A 21,557-nucleotide genomic window follows, 5' to 3' on the forward strand; every position below is an offset into this window, starting at 1 on the left:
CAGTCACAAGAGACCGCCAGTGTAGCGAATTCAGGCCTGCACCGCGCTCCAGTCGAAGGGCGTGGCGAAGGCATTGGTGTCTTCGGCCATCAACGGTCGCGCCACGAGGAACCCTTGCACGTACTCGCAGCCATGGGCCTGCAGCCACTGATACTGCTCGCGGGTTTCCACCCCTTCGGCGATCACCCGCAAGCCCAACTGCGTACACAGGTCGATCACCGAGGCCGCCAACGCCGCATCCCGGGGCGACCCTGGCAAACGGGCGATCAGGTGCCGATCGAGCTTGAGGGTATCGAGTTCAAGGTCGCGCAGATGCGTCAGCGAACAAGGCCCCGAACCAAAGTCATCCAACGCCACCCGCACCCCCAGTTGGCGCAGCAGACGCAATTGCTTTTGGGTTTCATCGGGGTTGCGCATCAGCGCATCCTCGGTCACCTCGACCTCCAGCTGCCGAGGCTTCAAGGCATGGCGCTCCAGAACCTGGCGCAACTCGGTCACCAGGTTCGGCATGCCGAATTGAGTGCTGCTCAGGCTCACGCCCAACACCAGGTCGTCAGCGAACAAGCGCTCCCAGACTTTGCGCTGGGCCGCGCTGCGATGATAGATCCAACTGCCCAGCCGACTGATCAACCGCGCCTCTTCCAGCAACGGCAGGAACAGCCCCGGCGGCACATCGCCGACGCTCGGGTGCTGCCAGCGCAACAGCGCCTCGAACCCGCGGATCCGCCCGTCGACGATGCTCACCTGCGGCTGGTAGACCATATTGAAATCACGGTTCTCGATAGCCGAGCGCACGCTCTCTTCCAGCATCAGCCGTGAACGGGCCCGACCGTTCATTTCGTGATCGTAGAAACGGTATTGCTGGCGGCCGGCACGCTTGGCTTCGTACATGGCGATATCGGACGCCCGCAGCAGCCCATCGAGGTTGGCGCCACAGTCGGGGTAGGTCGCAATGCCGATACTGGCGCCGAGCGCCACGTCCATGCCTTCGATCTGCTGGCAGATCGCGACGCGTTCAATGAGTTTTTCCGCGATCTTCGCCGCCTGCTCGGGAAACTCCAAGTCCAGCAGCGCCGTGAACTCGTCCCCACCCAGCCGTGCCAGGATATCGAAGGGCCGCAGGCAGGCCTTTAATTGCTCCGACACCCAGCGCAAGACCCGGTCCCCGGCGTCGTGCCCCAGTGAGTCGTTGACTCGCTTGAAACCATCGAGGTCCAGGTACAGCAACACCCAGTTGCTTTCCAGGCGCTCGCTGCGCATCAACAGGTTTTCCGCGGTCTGGTAGAAACCCCGGCGGTTGAGCAAGCCGGTCAGCGGGTCCGTGACGGCCTGGTATTCGAGTTGCTGGTGCAGGTGGCGCACAACGGACATGTCCTGGAGCGTTACCACCATTGCTTTCTGCTCCGAAGGCAATGGGGCGCAGGACAAGGCCACCGACACCTGCTGGCCGGGTGCCGTGCGCAGCACTGCGTCATGCAATCGCCAGGTTTCACCACGCTGATAGGCGTTGTGGATATCGGAACCGGTCCACTCGGGAATGTGCGGTTTCTGCAGGAAATCCAGGAATGGCATGTCCTGCAACTGTTCGGCGGTGGCATTGAGCAAGCGGCAGGTCGACGGATTGGCGAAGCGGATGCAACCGTTCTCATCCACCACCAGGATGCCTTCGGCGGCGTTGTCCAGCACCGAGGCATTGAAGGCCCTGGCCGCTTCGAGATCCTGGCTCAGGCGCTGTAAGGCCCGGCGATTGCGCTGGTGCTCGAGCAACGCCTGGACCTTGGGCTTGAGGATTTGCGGATCGAAGGGCTTGAACAGGTAGTCCACCGCGCCACTGGCGTAGCCCTTGATGACCGCGTCCTGGGACTGCTCGTTGGCGGTCAGGAAAATGATCGGCGTGAGCCGCGTGCGCTGGCTACCGCGCATCAGGCGCGCCACTTCGAACCCGTCCATGTCGGGCATCTGCACATCCAGCAGCACCAGATCGATGTCGTGCTCGAGCAGCAGGTTAAGCGCCTCGACCCCCGAGGACGCGGTCATCACCCGCCAATCCTGACGCTGCAACAAGGCCCGCATGCTGAGCAGGTTTTCAGGGTAATCATCAACAATCAAAAGGACAGAGCTGTCTTCGCCGGGCGTTGGTTGCGCGCATTCCATGCTGCTTCTCTTATCGGGCGCCACGTCCGTTTTTACGTAGCAAAGCGGACAAATACTGTCCCCTCACTCTAGACCGGGATTTTGAAAAGCAGTAGGTGTCAACGCGCCATCATCCAGACAAAGCCCGAAATAGCCGACTAACGGTCACCCTACCCAGGCACAGAAACTGCAAAGACCTCATCGACGAACAATTGACGTCAAACATCCGCCGAACGGTCTACAAGAAAAGCCCAAGTCCAGCGTTCCGAAACGCTTCAAAAGGGCGGTTTAAAGCCTCCCGCTACGGCATTCACCTTTACACCTTTGATACGCAGGACCTGGACATGATCGATCTCGCAACCTGGAATTTGAGCATCCCCGAGGGCGCCCCACCGGCCACCATTGAAACCTCACAATTGGTTCAGGGCTTCAAGAACCAGTACTTCAACTCTGAAACCGGCACGGTGTTTTTCTGGGCTCCCGTGACAGGCGCCACGACGGCCAATGCTATTTACCCACGCAGCGAACTGCGCGAAACCAATAGCGACGGCACCTTGCGCAATTGGCTTTACCCGTCGGCGGACAACACCTTGCGCGCGACCGTCACCGTCAACCAAGTGCCCAGCACCGGCAAGATCGTGATCGGCCAGATTCACACCAAGGACAGCACCAGTCCGATGGTGAAACTGGAATACCAATACAAAACCTACAGCTCCACCGGAAATATCGTCGCCAAGGTGCGTCTTCGTCCGGACGACGCGACCGGCCAGGTCATTACCATCGCCACGGGCGTGACCCTCAACCGTAGTTTTTCCTACATGATCCACCTGAGCCCGAAGGGCGCACTCGGCATCACGGCGGCGGGCTACAACTGGCGAACCACCGTTGATCCGAGCTGGAAAGTCAAACCGCTCTATTTCAAGGCGGGTGTGTATGTGCAGGACAATACCGGCTACGTCACCGAAGGTGGGAAAGTGACGTTCAGCCTGCTGGAAATCAAACACACCACGCTTTGATTGCAGCCTGCTGCGTCGTAATAGCGGCACGGAACGCTGCTATCGGCGCCCCTCCTTAAAAGGCATCCGGCTTGGGTGCTTTTTTTTTGCCCTGTCCTAAGCAGCTGCCAAATAGCCATCGCCTAATGGTTCCAAGGAAAAGCCCGGCAGCCGACCAACGGTCGATTATCTCGGGCACAAATCCGGAAAACGCCACTCTGACGGTCTGCTGACGCCAACCCTCCGCCGGACGAATGCGCCAAATTCCCGTCCGCGCCCATTCTTGGCCTCAGCAAAAGTGCGTCCTAGAGCCTCCGGCGATGGCGTGAATCATTTCTTTTACAGTGGAAAGGATCCGAACATGGTCGACCTTGCAACCTGGAACCTGAGCATCCCTGAAGGCAGCCCGCCGAAAACCATCGAAACCCCTCGACTGGTGGATGGGTTCCAGGACAAATATTTCAACTCCGAAGGCAGCACGGTGTATTTCTGGTCTCCGGTCACCGGCACCAAGACTGAAAACGCCATCTACCCCCGCAGCGAATTACGCGAGACCTACCGGGACGGCACCTTGCGCAACTGGGTTTATCCCGACGCCGACAACCAGCTGCGGGCAAATTTGGTGGTCAATCAGGTGCCCAGCAGCGGCAAGATCGTGATCGGCCAGATCCATGCCAAGGACAGCAGCAAGCCCATGGTCAAGCTGGAATACCAATACAAGGAAGACAGCGCCACCGGGAACATCGTCGCCAAGGTCCGCATGCGGCCCGATGACAGCGAAGGCAGGGTGATTACCGTGGCCACTGGGGTGAAGCTCAATCGGTCCTTCTCTTACCGGATTCATCTGGATCGTACCGGCGACCTGGGCATTACCGCTGCGGGTAATAGCTGGTACACCACCGTCGGCGCGGCGTGGCGCGACAAACCGTTGTATTTCAAGGCTGGGGTGTATGTGCAGGACAACACGGGCTATACCAGTGAAGGTGGGAAGGTGACGTTCAGCGTGCTGGATATCGATCACAACACCTGAACTTTTACGTCCTAAAATCTCGTAGGAATTTACACCCTGTGGCGAGGGAGCTTGCTCCCGCTGGGCTGCGAAGCGGCCCCTCTTTCCGCCAGACCCAACGCATGCACCGGTTTTGCGGCGGCTGCGCCCCCGAGCGGGAGCAAGCTCCCTCGCCACAGGGGGCCGGTGCGTCCTACAGGGCCGATTTTGGCCTTGGGAATCTGCTCTATAGTTCGGTGGGTCTGCTGGCTTTGGTCAGTGGGCAAGGGTTTCGCAGCCCGACAGAGAACAATGACTTTGCACCGCGAAATGAAAACTCAGGCAAAATTGCCAGCGTTCATTTATGGCGGTTGCGCGTGGGAGACCTCTGGGTCTGCCGGGTTTGGTCATTCTCGGTCTGCGAACCCGCGCGTAGCTGCCACCCACTTTGTTTCGCAGCAAAAAGGTGGCAATTCTTTTTCTATAGGGAATTTCATCTATGACCATGCATCAATCGACTAGCCGCTTCACGCCCTTGACCCCGATCGCCAGCACCCAACCCGTCCTATTCATCGATAAAACGGTCCCATTGACCGAGCTCCACGCCTGCGCCAGCGAACGTCTGCACGCTACTCTCGACTACCTGACTCTCATGGCCTGCGCCACCTTGCGCGATTCGGCCGCCAGCGACCTCAATACCCTCACCAACGTCGCCCGGATCCTGGTCCAGGATGTCACCGACGTGTTCGGCGTCATCGAACAACGCGGCCTCGAAGACCAATAAAGCCCTCCTGGCGGGAGACGATCCCCTGTGGGAGCGAGCCTGCTCGCGATGCGGTGGATCATCTGCATGGATGTCCACTGACACAGCGCGAGCAAGCTCACCTCTAAATCCACCAGCAAAGTCGAGAATGACAGGAGGTCATGTGCATAATCTTTTGGGCAGAGTAGGATTAAATCCTATCTTACCCCGGAGGCTCATCATGCGTAGCACTCAACAGTTCAGCATCACGCTGCCTAACCAGATGGCCGACGTAGTGAAAGCCAAGGTGGCTGCCGGCGAGTACGCCACTGAAAGTGAAGTCATTCGTGATGGCCTCAGGGCGCTGCTGGCTCGTGATCGGGCTTTGGAAAACTGGCTCGTAGGCCAAGTAACCCCAGCTTACGATGCCTTGAAAGCTGATCCCTCGTGTGCGCTAAGCGTTGATGAGGTGCGCTCCCGATTGGCTGCTGAGCACCAGAACGCCACTGTAAAATCGTAATGACCTATACCGTCGAGTTTGCACCGCAAGCCCTTGAGCAGTTAGCTGCGCTCTATCGCTACATTGGCACAGAGGCTTCGCCAGAAATTGCCCATCGGTATACCGACGCCATCGTGACCTATTGTGAAGAACTACAGACGTTCCCGCACCGAGGAAACCCGAGAGACGATATACGGCTGGGTTTGCGCATCACAAACTACCGTAAGCGGACAGTGATTGCCTTTGCCGTTGAGGCCGAACAGGTTTTCATTTTGGGCATTTTTTACGGTGGACAGGATTTTGAGGGTGCGTTGCAGAGCGAACTGGACGATTGACGCAAGCCCGCCCGCGAAGAGGCCGGCACATTCAACAGCTTCATCGACTGTGATACCGCCGTCGCGAGCAAGCTCGCTCCCACAGGAGAAACGCGGTCCCACCAAGAGCCAGGTCGGCTACTAGGCCGCCTCGCGATGGACGTTGATCCGGGCGCCCCGTTAACCACGATGGCCGAACGTAGGCATTGTGGAGTGGGCATCCCGGCATGGATGCCGGGATAGCCGCGCTGGGCCATGGATGGCCCTTCGCGGCGGCCCACGGAGCAATGCCGGAGTGAGGGTATGCCGAGCCCTAGCGAGGCACCGAGTGGTGGGGCAGAAGCGTTTTGGTTACTTTTGCGCTCTTCAAAAGTGACCCGCCGTCAGGGCGGAACCCTAAGCAGCCGTAACCCAAAAAACGGATATACACCCAAATCCCACCCATAAAAAAACCCGCATCACTGCGGGCTTTCTAACAACGCTAAAACATCAATTAACCTTAGCGTTCAACTCACCCTTCAAATACCGCTGATACATAGCCTCCAGAGAGATCGGCTTGATCTTCGAAGCATTACCCGCCGTACCAAACGCCTCATAACGCGCAATACAAACATCCCGCATCGCCGTCACAGTCGCACCAAAGAACTTACGCGGATCAAACTCGCTCGGGTTGGTCGCCATCAACCGACGCATCGCACCGGTGGAAGCCAGGCGCAGATCGGTATCGATGTTGACCTTGCGCACGCCGTACTTGATACCTTCGACGATCTCCTCAACTGGCACGCCGTAGGTTTCCTTGATGTCGCCACCGTACTGGTTGATGATCGCCAGCCATTCTTGCGGCACCGAAGAAGAACCGTGCATCACCAAGTGAGTGTTGGGAATGCGCTTGTGGATTTCCTTGATGCGGTCGATGGCCAGCACGTCGCCGGTAGGTGGCTTGGTGAACTTGTAGGCGCCGTGGCTGGTGCCGATGGCAATGGCCAGGGCGTCGACCTGGGTTTTCTTGACGAAATCCGCGGCTTCTTCCGGGTCGGTCAGCATTTGGCTGTGGTCGAGCACGCCTTCGGCGCCGATACCGTCTTCTTCACCGGCCATGCCGGTTTCCAGTGAACCCAGGCAACCCAGTTCACCTTCCACCGAGACGCCACAGGCATGGGCCATGGCGACGGTTTGCTGGGTGACGCGTACGTTGTATTCGTAGTCGGTCGGGGTCTTGCCGTCTTCGCCAAGGGAACCGTCCATCATCACCGAGCTGAAGCCCAGTTGGATAGAGCGCTGGCAGACGTCCGGGCTGGTGCCGTGGTCCTGGTGCATGCACACCGGGATGTGCGGGAATTCTTCGATCGCCGCCAGGATCAGGTGACGCAGGAATGGCGCGCCGGCGTATTTGCGGGCGCCGGCCGAAGCCTGGACGATCACCGGAGAGTCAGTCTTGTCAGCGGCTTCCATGATGGCGCGCATCTGCTCAAGGTTGTTGACGTTAAAGGCTGGAACGCCGTAGCCGAACTCGGCTGCGTGGTCCAGCATCTGACGCATGCTGATAAGTGCCATTGTGTCTCTCTCCCGGTCGAGGGTCGTTAATCGTGCCAGCCTGCCGGAGCGGCGGCGGCTATTCAAGTCATTGCGGATCGGGGGTTGGCCCGAGCTGCGTGTTCGGTATCGCTAAATCCAAATATTGACGCGGTCCCTGTGGGAGCGAGCTTGCTCGCGATAAGGGCGGCACATCCAACATGACTGTTGCCTGATAGACCGCTATCGCGAGCAAGCTCGCTCCCACAATGGATCTGCGTCCACGTTCAGATCTCGGTGAATCAGATCAATCCTGTCACTGCGCCTTGCAGCCACGCCCAATCAAGTCATTGGTGGCGACCCAGTACACCAGGCCTTCCTCACCCTTGACGTGAAACGCCAGCATGTCGTCGCTGTACAGCGAACCTTCGGCGCCCGGCTCCAGCGTGAGGCGATACACCTTATCGGCGCCGCCCAGGCGTACATCGACTTCCTTGCGTGCGGCATCGGTGTAGCGCCACAGCACTTTGGCCTCGCTGTCACAGGTCCAGCTTGTCCAGCCCTCTGAAACAGGTTCGGACGACTGCAAAAAACCCAGTTGCGAACAACCGGCCAGCAATGCCAACGCCACGACGGCGATCAAGCCTTTCATCCGTGTTCCTCGACGGACGGCACCTGCCGCCCGCCATGAGTTAAGTGTCAGACCCGTCAAGGACAACCATGTTCCTTGGCCGGGGTTTGCGTCTCGTATTTGTCCAGGCCGTCCGGTCCGGAACGCTTGTTCAGCACCGGATTGGTCTCGGCTTGCCAGTCGGCCTGGTAACAGCCTTCTTCGGGCGTCGGCGTGCCGGTTTGCGGGGCCGGGGCCTCCGGGCTGCTTGAGCAAGCCACCAGCATCGTCGCCGCCAGCAGCAACGTGAACGTCTTGACCATCAGAACACTCCTTTGCCTGGTCAACGCAGCGTCAGGCCTTGGCCCGGCTTTCCAGGACTTCCACGGCAGGCAGCACTTTGCCTTCGACGAATTCGAGGAATGCGCCGCCACCGGTAGAAATGTAGGAGATCTGTGCGGCCACGCCATATTTATCGATGGCCGCCAGGGTGTCGCCGCCACCGGCGATGGAGAACGCCGCGCTTTCAGCGATGGCTTGGGCCAGCACCTTGGTGCCGTTGCCGAACTGGTCGAACTCGAACACGCCAACCGGACCGTTCCACAGGATCGTCTGGGAGGATTTCAGCAGTTCGGCGAAGTTGGCTGCGGTTTGCGGACCGATGTCGAGGATCATGTCATCGTCGGCCACATCGGCGATCAGCTTGACGGTAGCGGTGGCGCTTTCAGCGAATTCCTTGGCCACGACCACGTCCACCGGCAACGGTACGCTGACCTTGGCGGCGATTTCCCGGGCAGTGTCCAGCAGGTCTGGCTCGTACAGGGATTTGCCAACCGGGTGACCGGCAGCAGCCAGGAAGGTGTTGGCGATGCCGCCACCCACGATCAACTGGTTGCAGACTTGGCTCAGGCTATTGAGCACGTCCAGTTTGGTGGAAACCTTGGAGCCGGCCACAATGGCAGCCATTGGCTGGGCCGGCGAACCCAGGGCCTTGCCCAATGCGTCCAGTTCGGCGGCCAGCAGGGGACCTGCGGCGGCGACTTTGGCGAACTTCGCCACGCCATGGGTCGAGCCTTCGGCGCGGTGAGCGGTGCCGAAAGCGTCCATGACGAACACGTCGCACAGGGCGGCGTATTGCTGGGCCAGTTCGTCGGCGTTCTTTTTCTCGCCCTTGTTGAAGCGCACGTTTTCGAACAGCACCACGTCGCCGGCCTTGACGTCGACGCCGCCCAGGTAATCGGCCACTAGCGGCACTTCGCGGCCCAAGGCCTTGCTCAGGTAGTCGGCCACAGGCTTGAGGCTGTTTTCCGCCGAGAACTCGCCTTCGGTCGGACGGCCCAGGTGGGAGCAAACCATCACGGCCGCGCCTTTTTCCAAGGCCAGCTTGATGGTCGGCAGCGAAGCCAGGATACGCGCGTCGCTGGTGACAACACCGTCCTTGACGGGGACGTTGAGGTCTTCGCGGATCAGTACGCGCTTACCTTGCAGATCGAGGTCGGACATCTTCAACACGGTCATGGGTCGCAATTCCTGGGTAACTGTTTAGAGAGCAGGTTTTTTCGAAGCGGTTTGCAGGTAATGCTCGGCAACGTCCAGCATTCGGTTGGCGAACCCCCATTCGTTGTCGAACCAGGCCAGGATGTTCACAAGCCGCGGCCCGGATACACGGGTCTGGCTGGCATCGACAATGGCCGAATGGGGGTCATGATTAAAATCACAGCTGGCGTGAGGCAACTCGGTATAGGCCAGGAGGCCTTTGAGCGGGCCGCTGGTGGCGGCTTCGCGCAGGATTCGGTTGACCTCGGTGGCGTCGGTATCGCTCACGGTCTGCATCGTAATGTCGAGGCAGGACACGTTGACCGTCGGCACCCGCACGGCTTTGGCCTGAATTCGCCCGGCAAGTTCCGGCAGCAGCCGTTCGATGCCGCGCGCCAGACCAGTGGACACCGGAATCACCGACTGGAACGCCGAACGGGTGCGGCGCAAGTCCTCGTGGTGATAGGCATCGATCACCGGCTGGTCGTTCATCGCCGAGTGGATGGTGGTGATCGATACATATTCCAGGCCGATGGCCTGGTCCAGCAGGCGCAACAGCGGCACGCCGCAGTTGGTCGTGCAGGACGCGTTGGACACCAGCAGCTCTTCGCCGCTCAGGCAATCCTGGTTCACGCCATAGACGATGGTGGCGTCGACGTCCGCTTCGCTGGCCATCGGCTGTGAGAACAATACCCGTGGCGCGCCGGCGGCGATGAAGCGCAGGCCATCGTCGCGAGTGTTATAGGCGCCGGAACATTCAAGCACCAGATCGACGCCCAGGGACGCCCAATCGATGCCTTCGGGGGTGGCGCTGCGCAGGACCTTCACGCAATCACCATTGATATGCAGACAATCGCCCTCGACCCGCACTTCACCGGGGAACCGGCCGTGGGTGGAGTCAAAGCGTGTCAGGTATTCGATGCTGGCCATGTCGGCCAGGTCGTTGATCGCCACGATTTCGAAACCGGCCTTGGCCCCTCGCTCGAACAACGCACGCAAGACGCAACGACCAATCCGGCCGTAGCCGTTGAGTGCAACTTTGTAGGGACGCGGTTGGGGCATGGGGGTTCTCTGATCGGGTGAATCCGTTAAGACCAGCATTGCCTGCACCACCGCTATCGCGAGCAAGCTCGCTCCCACAGGGTCAGTGGAGATCCTTGTGGGAGCGAGCTCGCTCGCGATGGCGTCAGCACAGACAACCTTTTACAGATCAGTCTTCCAGCAGCTCTTCCGCCTGACCCAGGATGTTTTCCAGGGTGAAGCCAAACTCCTCGAACAGCGCCGGCGCAGGTGCCGATTCGCCGTAGGTGGTCATGCCGATCACGCGGCCTTCCAGGCCCACGTACTTGTACCAGTAATCGGCATGGGCAGCTTCGATGGCGATCCGCGCACTGACCTGCAGCGGCAACACCGCTTGCTTGTAACCGGCATCCTGGGCGTCGAACACGCTGGTGCACGGCATGGACACCACGCGTACGTTGCGGCCCTGCTCGGTCAGCTTGTCATAGGCCTGGACGGCCAGGCCGACTTCGGAACCGGTAGCAATCAGGATCAGCTCAGGCTCGCCAATGCAATCCTTGAGCACGTAGCCGCCGCGCGCGATGTCGCCGATCTGGTCGGCACCGCGGTTCTGGTGCTGCAGGTTCTGGCGCGAAAAGATCAGTGCCGACGGGCCGTCGTTACGCTCGAGGGCGTATTTCCAGGCCACCGCCGATTCCACGGCATCGCAGGGACGCCAGGTATCCAGGTTCGGCGTGCAACGCAGGCTCGCCAGTTGCTCGATCGGCTGGTGCGTCGGGCCGTCTTCGCCCAAGCCGATGGAGTCATGGGTGAACACATACAGGATGCGTTTTTTCATCAACGCCGACATGCGCACGGCGTTGCGGGCGTACTCCATGAACATCAGGAAGGTCGCGCCGTAAGGCACCAGGCCGCCGTGCAGCGCAACGCCGTTCATGATCGCGCTCATGCCGAACTCACGAACGCCGTAGTACATGTAGTTGCCGCTGGCGTCTTCGGCGCTGACACCTTTGCAGCCTTTCCACAGGGTCAGGTTGGAACCGGCCAGGTCGGCCGAACCGCCCAGCAGTTCCGGCAGCAATGGGCCGAAGGCGTTCAGGGTGTTCTGGCTGGCCTTGCGGCTGGCGATGGTTTCGCCCTTGGCGGCGACTTCAGCGATATATGCCGAGGCTTTTTCGGCGAAATCGGCCGGCAACTCGCCGCTGAGGCGACGCACCAGTTCGTTGGCCAGCTCAGGGAATTCGGCGGAATAGGCAGCGAAACGCTGGTCCCACTCGGCTTCGAGGGCGCGGCCTTTTTCCTTGGCATCCCATTCGGCATAGATGTCGGCCGGGATTTCGAACGGGCCATGGTTCCACTTCAGCGCAGCGCGGGTCAGGGCGATTTCCTCGGCGCCCAGTGGCGCGCCGTGGCAGTCTTCCTTGCCCTGCTTGTTCGGCGAGCCGAAACCGATGGTGGTCTTGCAGCAGATCAGGGTCGGCTGGGTGCTCTTGCGCGCCGTCTCGATGGCAATCTTGATCTCTTCCGGATCGTGACCGTCGACGTTGCGGATCACTAGCCAGTTGTAGGCTTCGAAGCGCTTGGGGGTGTCGTCGGTGAACCAGCCTTCGACTTCGCCGTCGATGGAGATGCCGTTGTCGTCGTAGAACGCGATCAGCTTGTCCAGGCCCAGGGTGCCGGCCAAGGAGGCGACTTCATGGGAAATGCCTTCCATCATGCAGCCATCACCCAGGAACACGTAGGTGTGGTGATCGACGACGTTATGACCCGGGCGGTTGAACTGCGCGGCCAGGACTTTTTCCGCCAGGGCAAAACCCACGGCGTTGGCCAGGCCCTGGCCCAATGGACCGGTGGTGGTTTCCACGCCCGGGGTGTAGCCGTATTCCGGGTGGCCCGGGGTGCGGCTGTGCAGTTGGCGGAAGTTCTTCAGGTCATCGATCGACAGGTCATAGCCGGTCAGGTGCAGCAGCGAGTAGATCAACATCGAGCCGTGACCGTTGGACAGTACGAAACGGTCACGGTCGGCGAAGGCCGGGTTGCTCGGGCTGTGCTTGAGGTAGTCGCGCCAAAGCACCTCGGCGATATCCGCCATACCCATGGGGGCACCGGGATGGCCGCTGTTGGCTTTCTGCACGGCATCCATGCTGAGGGCACGAATGGCATTGGCACGCTCACGACGGCTGGGCATCGCTGTTCTCCTGCGGGTATTGAATCGAGAATGAATAAAACGAAACTGAAAAAGGCGAGCATTTTCCCTCACCCACCCGCCCCGGGGCAATGACAGATAGTCATCCATGAGCGTTTTTCCGGTGGATAAAGTCGCATTCGCCAGGTGAAACCTTTCCGCTGATGGGTTGTAGAGTCAAGCACGGGTTGGGAAGTGCCATTTATCCACCAATATCAAAACTTTTTGATATTGACCTTGCGGCGATCCAAACCCCTCACTAGACTGCCGCTCATGAACTTACCCGCGCCCACCATTCGCCATGACGACTGCGATGAGCTGGCGGCCCTTTGCAAGGCCGGCGGCGATCCGTTGCGGCTCAATGTTTTGCGCGCCCTGGCCAACGATTCGTTCGGCGTGCTGGAACTGGCGCAGATCTTCGGCATCGGTCAGTCCGGCATGAGCCACCACCTCAAGGTCCTGGCCCAGGCCGAGCTGGTGGCGACCCGCCGGGAAGGCAACGCCATCTTCTATCGCCGCGCCCTGCCCCACACCGACCTGTTGGGCGGCAAGCTGCACGCGGCGCTGCTGGACGAAGTGGACGCGCTGGCCCTGCCGAGCGACGTGCAGGCTCGCATCGCCCAGGTCCACGGCCAACGGGCCGCTGCCAGCCAGGACTTCTTCGCACGGGTCGCCGAGAAGTTTCGCGCCCAGCAAGACCTGATCGCCGGACTGCCGCAATACCGCGAAAGCGTCGTGGCACTGCTCGATAAATTGAGTTTCGAGCCCACGGCCACGGCGATCGAAGTCGGCCCCGGCGACGGTGCGTTCCTGCCGGAGCTGGCGCGACGCTTCAGCCAAGTGACGGCGCTGGACAACAGCCCGGCCATGCTCGAACTGGCGCGCCAGGTTTGTGAGCGCGAGGCCCTGGCTAACGTCCGCCTGCAACTGGCCGATGCACTGGATGGCATGAACCTGCAGGCTGACTGCGTTGTATTGAATATGGTGCTGCATCATTTCGCCGCGCCGGCCGAGGCACTCAAGCACATGGCCGGCCTGCTGCAACCGGGCGGCAGCCTGCTGGTGACCGAGTTATGCAGCCACAACCAGAGTTGGGCCAGGGAAGCCTGCGGCGATCTCTGGCTCGGCTTTGAACAAGACGACCTGGCCCGCTGGGCCACCACAGCGGGCCTCGTGCCCGGGGAAAGCCTCTATATAGGCTTACGTAATGGTTTCCAGATCCAGGTTCGCCACTTTCAGCGGCCACTGGCGACACTCACCAACGGTAACTTGTAGGAAAACATCGAGATGAGCGAATACTCCCTTTTCACCTCCGAGTCCGTGTCTGAAGGGCATCCGGACAAAATCGCCGACCAGATTTCTGATGCGGTGCTGGACGCCATCATTGCTGAAGACAAGTTCGCCCGCGTGGCGTGCGAGACTCTGGTGAAAACGGGCGTGGCGATCATCGCCGGCGAAGTCACCACCTCGGCCTGGGTCGACCTGGAACAGATCGTCCGCGACGTCATCCTGGGCATTGGCTACAACAGCTCCGACGTTGGCTTCGACGGCGCGACCTGCGGCGTGATGAACATCATCGGCAAGCAGTCCCCCGACATCAACCAGGGCGTTGATCGGGCCAAGCCAGAAGACCAGGGCGCCGGCGACCAGGGCCTGATGTTCGGCTACGCCAGCAACGAGACCGACGTGCTGATGCCGGCCCCGATCACCTTCTCGCACCAGCTGGTCCAGCGCCAGGCCGAGGCTCGTAAATCCGGCCTGCTGCCGTGGTTGCGCCCGGACGCCAAGTCCCAGGTGACCTGCCGCTACGAAGGCGGCAAGGTGGTCGGCATCGACGCTGTCGTTCTGTCGACCCAGCACAACCCTGATGTGTCCTACAAAGACCTGCGCGAAGGCGTGATGGAACTGATCGTCAAGCACGTGCTGCCTGCCGAGTTGCTGTCCAAGGACACCCAGTTCCACATCAACCCGACCGGCCAGTTCATCATCGGCGGCCCGGTGGGCGACTGCGGCCTGACCGGTCGCAAGATCATCGTCGACAGCTACGGCGGCATGGCCCGTCACGGCGGCGGCGCGTTCTCCGGCAAGGACCCTTCCAAGGTTGACCGTTCGGCCGCCTACGCCGGTCGTTATGTCGCCAAGAACATCGTAGCCGCCGGCCTGGCCGAGCGTTGCGAGATCCAGGTGTCCTACGCCATTGGCGTGGCCCAGCCTACGTCGATTTCGCTGAACACCTTCGGCACCGGCAAGATCGGCGATGACAAGATCATCAACCTGGTCCGTGAAGTGTTCGACCTGCGTCCGTACGCCATCACCAAGATGCTCGACCTGCTGCACCCGATGTACCAGGACACTGCTGCCTACGGCCACTTCGGTCGCACGCCACAGACCAAGACCGTGGGTGACGACACCTTCACCACGTTCACCTGGGAAAAAACCGACCGCGCCGACGCCCTGCGCGCCGCTGCCGGCCTGTAATACCCGCCTGTAAAAAAGCCCCTGGCGACTCGGTCGCCAGGGGCTTTTTCATGCCTTGGGGTTTTCATGCTTTTGTGGCGAGGGAGCTTGCTCCCGCTGGGCTGCGCAGCAGCCCCAATCAGTCCTCCGGGGAAACCAGTGCGCCTGATGGTTAGAGGGGGCGCTTCGCACCCCAGCGGGAGCAAGCTCCCTCGCCACAAAGGCTTAGCGCAATGTTCACGATCGCCGTGCCACCAGCAAAAACGAAGCCGCGCTGGCGAGCAGTCCTGCACACATCCGATTGAACAGGCGCTTACCGCTGGGCCGGGCAAACAGCCGCCGTGCGTAAATGCCCATGTAGCAATACAGCCCGATGGCGATGCACTCCAGCACCAGGAACAAGCCACCCAGCACGGCGAATTGTTGGGTAACGGTGCCGGTACGGTCGACGAATTGCGGCAGGAACGCAGTAAACAACAGGATCGCCTTCGGATTCCCGATCGCCACCAGGAACTCCTGGCGTGCCAGGCCGGCTCGGCTCATTGAGGCGAGCCCGACTTCGTTGTCGGCCTCAGGCTGGGCCCGCCACAACTGCACGGCCAGGTAGAACAGGTAACCGGCACCGACGAGCTTGATCCCCAGGAACAGCAACTCCGAGGTGTGCAGCACAGCGGTGAGCCCCACCGCCGCCAGGGCGATCATGATTGCAAACGCCAGCAATCGACCGACACCGCCGCCGCACGCCCGGACGAAGCCATAACGCGAGGCGTTACTGATGGAGAGCAGGTTGTTCGGCCCTGGCGCCATGTTCAGCGCAAAGCAGGCCGGAATGAAAACAGCGAGGGTCGACAGGTCCATTCGAGCGTTCCAGGCGGAGGCGGATCGAAGGTTCATTCTGCACCGGTCATCGAGGGGTTCAAGGGACAGTTGCGCGGCTAAATCGCGTCGGACTGTACCGCCGCGATTTAGCCATCAGTCGCCGCAAAATCCGGTAACGCTCCGGGCCTCGCAACGATCAAGACACTGACTAGCCTTGAGGTACTCAACCAAGCAAGGATGCTTCGATGCCACCGTACCTGCATGCCCTCGCCTGTCTCGTCTTCATCGCTATTCCCGCGGTTGCTGCGCCCTGTCCCGACTGGCCTGTTGAACGCGCCCAGGCCGAGATCGCCGCACTGCAACAGCAGATCGACACCTGGGACGACAGTTACCATCGCCTCGGCCAGACGCTGGTGGCCGATGAGCTTTATGACCAGTCCCGCAACCAGTTGGGCCAATGGCGCGGCTGCTTCCATCTCGCGGCGCCCGATGATCCCCTGCGCTCGGCGGGCGGAAAGGTGCCACACCCCATCGTCCATACCGGCCTGGAAAAACTCAAGGATGCCGACGCCGTGGAGGCTTGGCTGCAGGGTCGGGAGGATGTCTGGGCGCAGCCGAAGATCGATGGCGTGGCGGTCTCCCTGGTTTACCGCAAGGGCCGCCTGCACCAGGCGATCAGCCGCGGCGATGGCGTCCAGGGGCATGACTGGACCCCAAATGCGCGCAAGATCGGCGCCATCCCGCAACAACTGAGCCAGCCCGTGGACCAGGTCGTCCAAGGTGAGTTGTACTGGCGCCTGGAGGCGCATGTCCAAGCCCGCAGCGGCAGCCTGAACGCCCGTGCAACCGTGGCGGGCTTGATGGCGCGCAGCAGTTTGACGACGCAGGAGGCATCCTCCATCGGGCTGTTTGTCTGGGACTGGCCTGAAGGGCCCGACACCCTGCCCGAACGGATGACTGGGCTGAACGCACTGGGTTTCGCCGACACCCGCGACTACCACCAGCCCGTCCGGGCATTGGCCGATGCCCAGCAGTGGCGCGACCACTGGTATCGCACACCGTTGCCCTTCGCCAGCGACGGCATCGTTCTGCGCCAGAGCCGCCGCCCACCTGCCGACCGCTGGCAGGCCAGGGCGCCGTTCTGGAGCGTGGCCTGGAAATATCCGTATGCCCAGGCTTTGGCCGAAGTGCGCAAGGTGCACTTCAAGGTCGGTCGTACCGGGCGTATCACCCCCGTACTGGAGCTTGAACGCATCCGGCTCGACGACCGGTGGATTCGCCGGGTGAGCGTCAGTTCTCTCAAGCGCTGGGAGGAGATGGACATCCGCCCCGGCGACCGGGTCGCCATCAGCCTGGCCGGGCTGACCATCCCACGCCTCGACGAGGTGGTACTGCGCAGCCTCGAACGCCAGGACGTCAATGCCCCCACGGCGAGCGATCATCACTTCCTGAGTTGCTGGCAAGCGACGCCCGGTTGTGAAAGCCAATTCCTCGCACGCCTGAACTGGCTCAGCGGCAAGCACGGCCTTGCCCTGCCCCATGTCGGCCCCGGCACCTGGGAAAAACTCCTGGCTGCCGGTCGACTCAACGGATTACTGGATTGGTTGACCCTCGATGCCGCCGAGCTTGCTAACATTGGCGGCTTCGGCGAGCGCAGTAGCGCCCGCCTGCTCGCCAGCCTGGACAGCGCCCGACAACGCCCTTTCGGACACTGGCTCAAGGCCTTGGGCCTGCCGCCCAGCGGTCAGGCACGACTGGAAGGGCCGTGGCAGAAGCTGGCCGAACGCAGTACCGAACAATGGCAAGCCGAAGCCGGCATCGGACCGGGACGCGCCGCGCAATTGAGCGCCTTTTTTCGCGACCCACAGGTACTGGCCTTGAGTGACGAATTACGCACCGCCGGGATCGACGGTTTTTAATCCGGCCCCCGTGCGGTTGAACCCAAGGGGCAAGCATGCGTTCCAACAGCGCATCTGCACCGACCGCTCGCGATTTTTTACGGAGTTGCTATGAATTTCCTGTCCCCTGCTGCCCTGCTGCTCTTGTGCAGCGCCATGGCCGCCCCTTTGATGGCGGACGAGCAAACCCCGGAACTCACCGGTTGCGCGGCCAAGCGCCAGGGCATCATCAACCAGATCGAACTGGCCAAGTCCCGCGGCAACCAGGATCAGCAGGCGGGTCTGGAAACCGCGTTGAACGAAGTCACCACCCATTGCACCGATGCTTCCTTGCGCAAGGAGCGGGAAAACAAGGTGCTCGATGCCAAGCACGAGGTCAGCCGGCGCCAGGCCGACCTGGAAAAAGCCATGAAGAAAGGCGATGCCGAGCGGATCAACAAGCGCAAGGACAAGCTGGCTGCTTCCCGCAAGGAGTTGCAGGAAGCGGTGGACGAGTTGGATAAGTGAACAAAGATCGCAGGCTTCGCCAGCTCCTACAGGGAATCGCATTCAACCTGTAGGAGCTGGCGAAGCCTGCGATCTTTCAAGACATGTCAATAATCCCGAAACTCTTTATGACAGGCACTGCACGCATCCTCGACCTTCTGCACCGCCGGCCCCAGGTTGCTGGCCCGGTAGGGCTGGACCTTGCTGACGACCACCAACTCACCGGTGACTGCTTCAAGGTTGCGGGCCAGTTCCTGGAAGCGCGCCTGTTTTTGCCAGACTTCATCCCGGGCGCTGGTGTGGTCTTGCTCGCGTACTTGCGGGAAATGTTTCCACGGCTCATGGGACAATTGATCCAGTTGTGCCGCACCCTCGGCGAAACGTGCGCCATCAAACGGTACTCGGCCACGCAACATACCGCCCAGTTCTTCGTTGGTCTTGAGCATCTGCTTGAAGATCGTCTTGCGCTGGCCCAGGGGAGAATTGGGATCGACGCCGCCACAGGCGGACAACATCAGACAGGCCAGCATGGCCATGGAAAATCGTTTTACAAACATCTTGGCCTCGGGGCAGGAAACGGCGATTAGTATCCTCGGATCACCGGTAAAGACCAATGCCCCTATCAACAATACGGGTTGTTCGAGCACCTGACAGTGTTCGAATGGCTGCAAAGGAAATCTTCATGAACAGCCGCATCAAGCCCTGGCACAAAGGCCTGGCATTGACCCTACCGCTGATCGCCCTGTTGGCCGGTTGCAATCGCGGTGAAAAGGTCGAGGAACCGCAGACCCACGCCCTCGCCACCTACGTCAGCGCCCCCTGGGAGGCGTTGCCAACGGTGTCCGATGCAGACCTGCTGGCCGGTTTCGGTTCCTGGCGTAGCGCATGCACCCGGCTCAAGGCCGACGCGGTGTGGGGCGCGACCTGCGCGGCGGCGGCCAACGTGCCGCAGACGGCTGTGGCGGTACGCAGTTTCCTGAAACAAAACCTGGACGTCTATGGCCTGCGCTCGGGGGACAACAGCCCCAACGGCCTGATTACCGGCTATTACGAACCGGTCTACCCCGGCAGCCTCACCCAGACCGCCACGGCGAATATCCCGGTTTACGGCGTGCCGGAAGACATGATCATTGTGTCGCTGGACAGCATCTACCCTGAGCTCAAGGGCAAACGCCTGCGCGGCCGCCTCGAAGGCCGGGTGCTCAAGCCGTACGACGATGCAGCCACCATCGAAACCAACGGGGTGAAGGCGCCGGTCATTGCCTGGCTGACCGACCCCATGAACCTGCAGTTCCTGCAAATCCAGGGTTCAGGGCGCATTCAGCTCGCTAATGGCCGCCAACTGCGCATCGGTTATGCCGACCAGAACGGCCACCCTTACCGCCCCATCGGCCGCTGGCTGGTCGAACAGGGTGAGCTGAAGAAGGAAGACGTGACCATGGGCACTATCAGTGCCTGGGCCAAGGCCAACCCGAACCGCATTCCCGAGTTGCTCGGCAGCAACCCCAGCTACGTGTTCTTCAACCGCAACCCCGACAGCAATGAAGGCCCGCGAGGTTCGCTGAATGTGCCGCTGACCGCCGGCTACAGCGTGGCGGTGGATCGCAAGGTGATTCCACTGGGCAGCCTGTTATGGCTATCCACCACGCGCCCCGACGGCAGCGTCCTGAACCGGCCCGTCGCCGCCCAGGACACCGGCGGTGCAATCACCGGCGAAGTGCGGGCGGACCTGTTCTGGGGCACGGGCGAGGCGGCCGGACAGTTGGCCGGGGACATGAAGCAACAGGGCCAGATCTGGATGCTCTGGCCCAAGGGCATGGCGTTGCCGTCCGTGCCGCAGGTGGCGAATGCGGTGACCGCCAATCCCTGAAGGGATGTGTTGATCGTCCCGGCCCCATCGCGAGCAAGCTCGCTCCCACAGTTGATCTCAGTGAACACATATCTTGTGTACACACCCGACCCAATGTGGGAGCGAGCTTGCTCGCGATGAGGCCAGCAAAAACACCGAAAATCCGAAGCCAGGCTCAGACCGAAACAAAGAAGAAACTCAGGACCAAGCCCACCCCCACGAACCACACCAGCGAACGCAGGATCGCCCAATCTGCCAGATAGCAAATGATGTAGAGCAGGCGGCTGGTGATAAACAGCACCGCCAGCACATTGAGGGTGACCAGTTCAGCATTGCCGGCCAGGTGCGCGACGATCACGGCGGCGGCGAAAAACGGGCTGATTTCAAAGCTGTTCAGTTGCGCTGCGAAGGCACGCCGGGGCGCGCCTTCGAGTGAATCCAGGAAATCCCGGGGATCGTGGTTATCCCGCAACCGGTATCTGCCACCGGCCTTGGCGACCCCGACACACAGGTAAGGCAGGAGAAAAGCAATCAGCACACACCACAGGGCAACCGTCATACCGCACTTCCTTTTTGAGTTTTATAGAGAATCGAGCGTCAGGCACCGGTCAGAACTTCATCACCAGCATGCCAATCAGCACCAGCCCGCAGGCTAAGAGCCGTGGCCGGCCAAAAGGTTCTTTAAGGTAGCGCATGCCAAAGAGCACAACCAGGATCACGCTGATCTCCCGCAGCGCCGCCGCTTCGGCGATCGAGCCCAGTTGCATGGCCCACAGCACCAGAGCGTAGCTGAACAATACGCAGAATCCGACCGCCAACCCCAGCCGCCATTGTTCGCGCCAGAACCGCATGAACGCCGGCCGTTTGCTCACCAGCGCCAGTAACGGGAAAGGCCAGGCGCTGAGCAGCGTGACCCAGACCAGGTAATCCAGCGGATGGGACCAACGCCGCAAAGCATGTCCGTCGATAAAGGTGTAGCAACCGATGCACAGGCCGATCAGCGCCACCACCGGCAGCATCGACCAAGGCAGCCGGTCGCCGCCACCGCCCTGCCACAACAGGCAAAGCATGCCGAACGGGATCAGCAAGATACCGATGACCTGCTGGGTCGTCAGGGCTTCACCGGCGAAAATAAACGTCAGGGCCAGCACCACCAGCGGCGACAGGCCGCGCATCAGGGGATAGACCAACCCCAGATCACCGACCCGATAAGCCTGGATCAGCAAATAACGGTACAACAGCTCGAACGCCGCCGACGCCACGATCCACGGCCAGATTTCCAATGGCGGCCATGCCACGAAACCCAGCGCCAATGCGACGAACAGCAGCGCAACGCTGTCCATGCACGCCACCACCAGCAAACGCTCGCCACTGAACTTGATCAGCGTATTCCATGCCGCATGCAACAGCGCCGCTACCAACACCAAGGCCGTCGCAAGCACGGCACGCTCCTTGTCTTGTCCCACCGCCCCCGTAGGAGCTGCCGAAGGCTGCGATCTTTTGATCTTTCGCTT

At 61.0% G+C, this 21,557-nt stretch carries 20 protein-coding genes and 1 pseudogene; 10 read left to right on the forward strand and 11 right to left on the reverse strand.

Annotation, left to right across the window (positions count from 1 at the left end; translation table 11 throughout):
- Positions 1–30: 30 nt before the first annotated feature.
- Positions 31–2,154 (reverse strand): putative bifunctional diguanylate cyclase/phosphodiesterase, encoded by a 2,124-nt coding sequence (locus ACLH0I_RS27410; protein ID WP_411385848.1) that lies wholly within the window; start codon positions 2,152–2,154, stop codon positions 31–33.
- Between the two features lie 323 nt (positions 2,155–2,477).
- Here ACLH0I_RS27410 and ACLH0I_RS27415 point away from each other — a divergent pair, with 323 nt between their 5' ends.
- The 5 genes from ACLH0I_RS27415 to ACLH0I_RS27435 all read left to right on the forward strand — a co-directional run bounded on the left by ACLH0I_RS27415 (position 2,478) and on the right by ACLH0I_RS27435 (position 5,692).
- On the forward strand, positions 2,478–3,149 hold the full coding sequence (locus ACLH0I_RS27415; protein WP_186707106.1) for a polysaccharide lyase family 7 protein: 672 nt from the start codon (positions 2,478–2,480) through the stop codon (positions 3,147–3,149).
- A 340-nt stretch (positions 3,150–3,489) separates the two neighbouring features.
- Positions 3,490–4,158: a polysaccharide lyase family 7 protein gene (locus ACLH0I_RS27420; RefSeq protein ID WP_250965096.1), complete on the forward strand. Its 669-nt coding sequence runs from the start codon at positions 3,490–3,492 to the stop codon at positions 4,156–4,158.
- A gap of 457 nt (positions 4,159–4,615) precedes the next feature.
- Positions 4,616–4,900 (forward strand): fructose-bisphosphate aldolase, encoded by a 285-nt coding sequence (locus ACLH0I_RS27425; RefSeq protein ID WP_250965095.1) that lies wholly within the window; start codon positions 4,616–4,618, stop codon positions 4,898–4,900.
- Positions 4,901–5,099: 199 nt separating this feature from the next.
- A complete protein-coding gene (locus ACLH0I_RS27430; protein ID WP_186707102.1) occupies positions 5,100–5,378 on the forward strand; it encodes a type II toxin-antitoxin system ParD family antitoxin in 279 nt (92 codons plus the stop codon).
- A complete protein-coding gene (locus ACLH0I_RS27435; protein WP_411385849.1) occupies positions 5,378–5,692 on the forward strand; it encodes a type II toxin-antitoxin system RelE/ParE family toxin in 315 nt (104 codons plus the stop codon). Before ACLH0I_RS27430 ends, ACLH0I_RS27435 begins: the two co-directional genes overlap by 1 nt.
- A 468-nt stretch (positions 5,693–6,160) precedes the next feature.
- On the opposite strand, the gene fba is transcribed toward ACLH0I_RS27435, so the two are convergent.
- The 6 genes from fba to tkt all read right to left on the reverse strand — a co-directional run bounded on the left by fba (position 6,161) and on the right by tkt (position 12,537).
- A complete protein-coding gene (gene fba, locus ACLH0I_RS27440; protein WP_003177554.1) occupies positions 6,161–7,225 on the reverse strand; it encodes a class II fructose-bisphosphate aldolase in 1,065 nt (354 codons plus the stop codon).
- A 274-nt stretch (positions 7,226–7,499) separates the two neighbouring features.
- Positions 7,500–7,835, reverse strand: coding sequence for an MliC family protein (locus ACLH0I_RS27445; protein ID WP_411385850.1), 336 nt, complete (start codon positions 7,833–7,835; stop codon positions 7,500–7,502).
- Between the two features lie 56 nt (positions 7,836–7,891).
- Entirely contained in the window at positions 7,892–8,116 is a 225-nt protein-coding gene (locus ACLH0I_RS27450; RefSeq protein ID WP_122566574.1) for a hypothetical protein, read from the reverse strand.
- Positions 8,117–8,147: 31 nt separating this feature from the next.
- Positions 8,148–9,311 carry a phosphoglycerate kinase gene (locus ACLH0I_RS27455; RefSeq protein ID WP_186729190.1) on the reverse strand — a complete coding sequence of 388 codons (1,164 nt, stop codon included), beginning with the start codon at positions 9,309–9,311 and terminating at the stop codon, positions 8,148–8,150.
- Between the two features lie 24 nt (positions 9,312–9,335).
- Positions 9,336–10,391 carry an erythrose-4-phosphate dehydrogenase gene (gene epd, locus ACLH0I_RS27460; protein ID WP_250965091.1) on the reverse strand — a complete coding sequence of 352 codons (1,056 nt, stop codon included), beginning with the start codon at positions 10,389–10,391 and terminating at the stop codon, positions 9,336–9,338.
- 148 nt (positions 10,392–10,539) lie between these two features.
- A complete protein-coding gene (gene tkt / locus ACLH0I_RS27465; RefSeq protein ID WP_411385851.1) occupies positions 10,540–12,537 on the reverse strand; it encodes a transketolase in 1,998 nt (665 codons plus the stop codon).
- A gap of 270 nt (positions 12,538–12,807) precedes the next feature.
- Between tkt and ACLH0I_RS27470 the strand changes: the two are divergent.
- Positions 12,808–13,802: pseudogene (locus ACLH0I_RS27470) on the forward strand (ArsR/SmtB family transcription factor).
- A 19-nt stretch (positions 13,803–13,821) separates the two neighbouring features.
- Positions 13,822–15,012, forward strand: a complete 1,191-nt coding sequence (metK, locus tag ACLH0I_RS27475; RefSeq protein WP_250965089.1) for a methionine adenosyltransferase — start codon at positions 13,822–13,824, stop codon at positions 15,010–15,012.
- Positions 15,013–15,228: 216 nt separating this feature from the next.
- On the opposite strand, the gene ACLH0I_RS27480 is transcribed toward metK, so the two are convergent.
- Positions 15,229–15,849, reverse strand: coding sequence for a LysE family translocator (locus tag ACLH0I_RS27480; protein ID WP_411385852.1), 621 nt, complete (start codon positions 15,847–15,849; stop codon positions 15,229–15,231).
- Between the two features lie 206 nt (positions 15,850–16,055).
- Between ACLH0I_RS27480 and ligB the strand changes: the two genes are divergently transcribed.
- Complete coding sequence (ligB, locus tag ACLH0I_RS27485; protein ID WP_411385853.1) at positions 16,056–17,729, forward strand: NAD-dependent DNA ligase LigB; 1,674 nt, start codon at positions 16,056–16,058, stop codon at positions 17,727–17,729.
- A gap of 90 nt (positions 17,730–17,819) precedes the next feature.
- Positions 17,820–18,215, forward strand: coding sequence for a DUF1090 domain-containing protein (locus ACLH0I_RS27490; protein ID WP_186707092.1), 396 nt, complete (start codon positions 17,820–17,822; stop codon positions 18,213–18,215).
- Between the two features lie 86 nt (positions 18,216–18,301).
- Here the strand turns inward: ACLH0I_RS27490 and ACLH0I_RS27495 are convergent, their stop codons facing one another.
- Positions 18,302–18,751 (reverse strand): c-type cytochrome, encoded by a 450-nt coding sequence (locus ACLH0I_RS27495; RefSeq protein ID WP_411385854.1) that lies wholly within the window; start codon positions 18,749–18,751, stop codon positions 18,302–18,304.
- 125 nt (positions 18,752–18,876) lie between these two features.
- On the opposite strand from ACLH0I_RS27495, the gene ACLH0I_RS27500 reads away from it, so the two are divergent.
- A complete protein-coding gene (locus tag ACLH0I_RS27500) occupies positions 18,877–20,064 on the forward strand; it encodes a murein transglycosylase A (RefSeq protein WP_411385855.1) in 1,188 nt (395 codons plus the stop codon).
- A 154-nt stretch (positions 20,065–20,218) separates the two neighbouring features.
- On the opposite strand, the gene ACLH0I_RS27505 is transcribed toward ACLH0I_RS27500, so the two are convergent.
- Positions 20,219–20,602 carry an MAPEG family protein gene (locus ACLH0I_RS27505; RefSeq protein ID WP_411385856.1) on the reverse strand — a complete coding sequence of 128 codons (384 nt, stop codon included), beginning with the start codon at positions 20,600–20,602 and terminating at the stop codon, positions 20,219–20,221.
- 49 nt (positions 20,603–20,651) lie between these two features.
- Complete coding sequence (locus ACLH0I_RS27510; protein WP_411385857.1) at positions 20,652–21,485, reverse strand: EamA family transporter; 834 nt, start codon at positions 21,483–21,485, stop codon at positions 20,652–20,654.
- Positions 21,486–21,557 lie beyond the last annotated feature (72 nt).

Origin of the sequence: Pseudomonas sp. MPB03 (genome assembly GCF_046605385.1) — a bacterium.
Lineage (GTDB): Bacteria > Pseudomonadota > Gammaproteobacteria > Pseudomonadales > Pseudomonadaceae > Aquipseudomonas > Aquipseudomonas zanjanensis.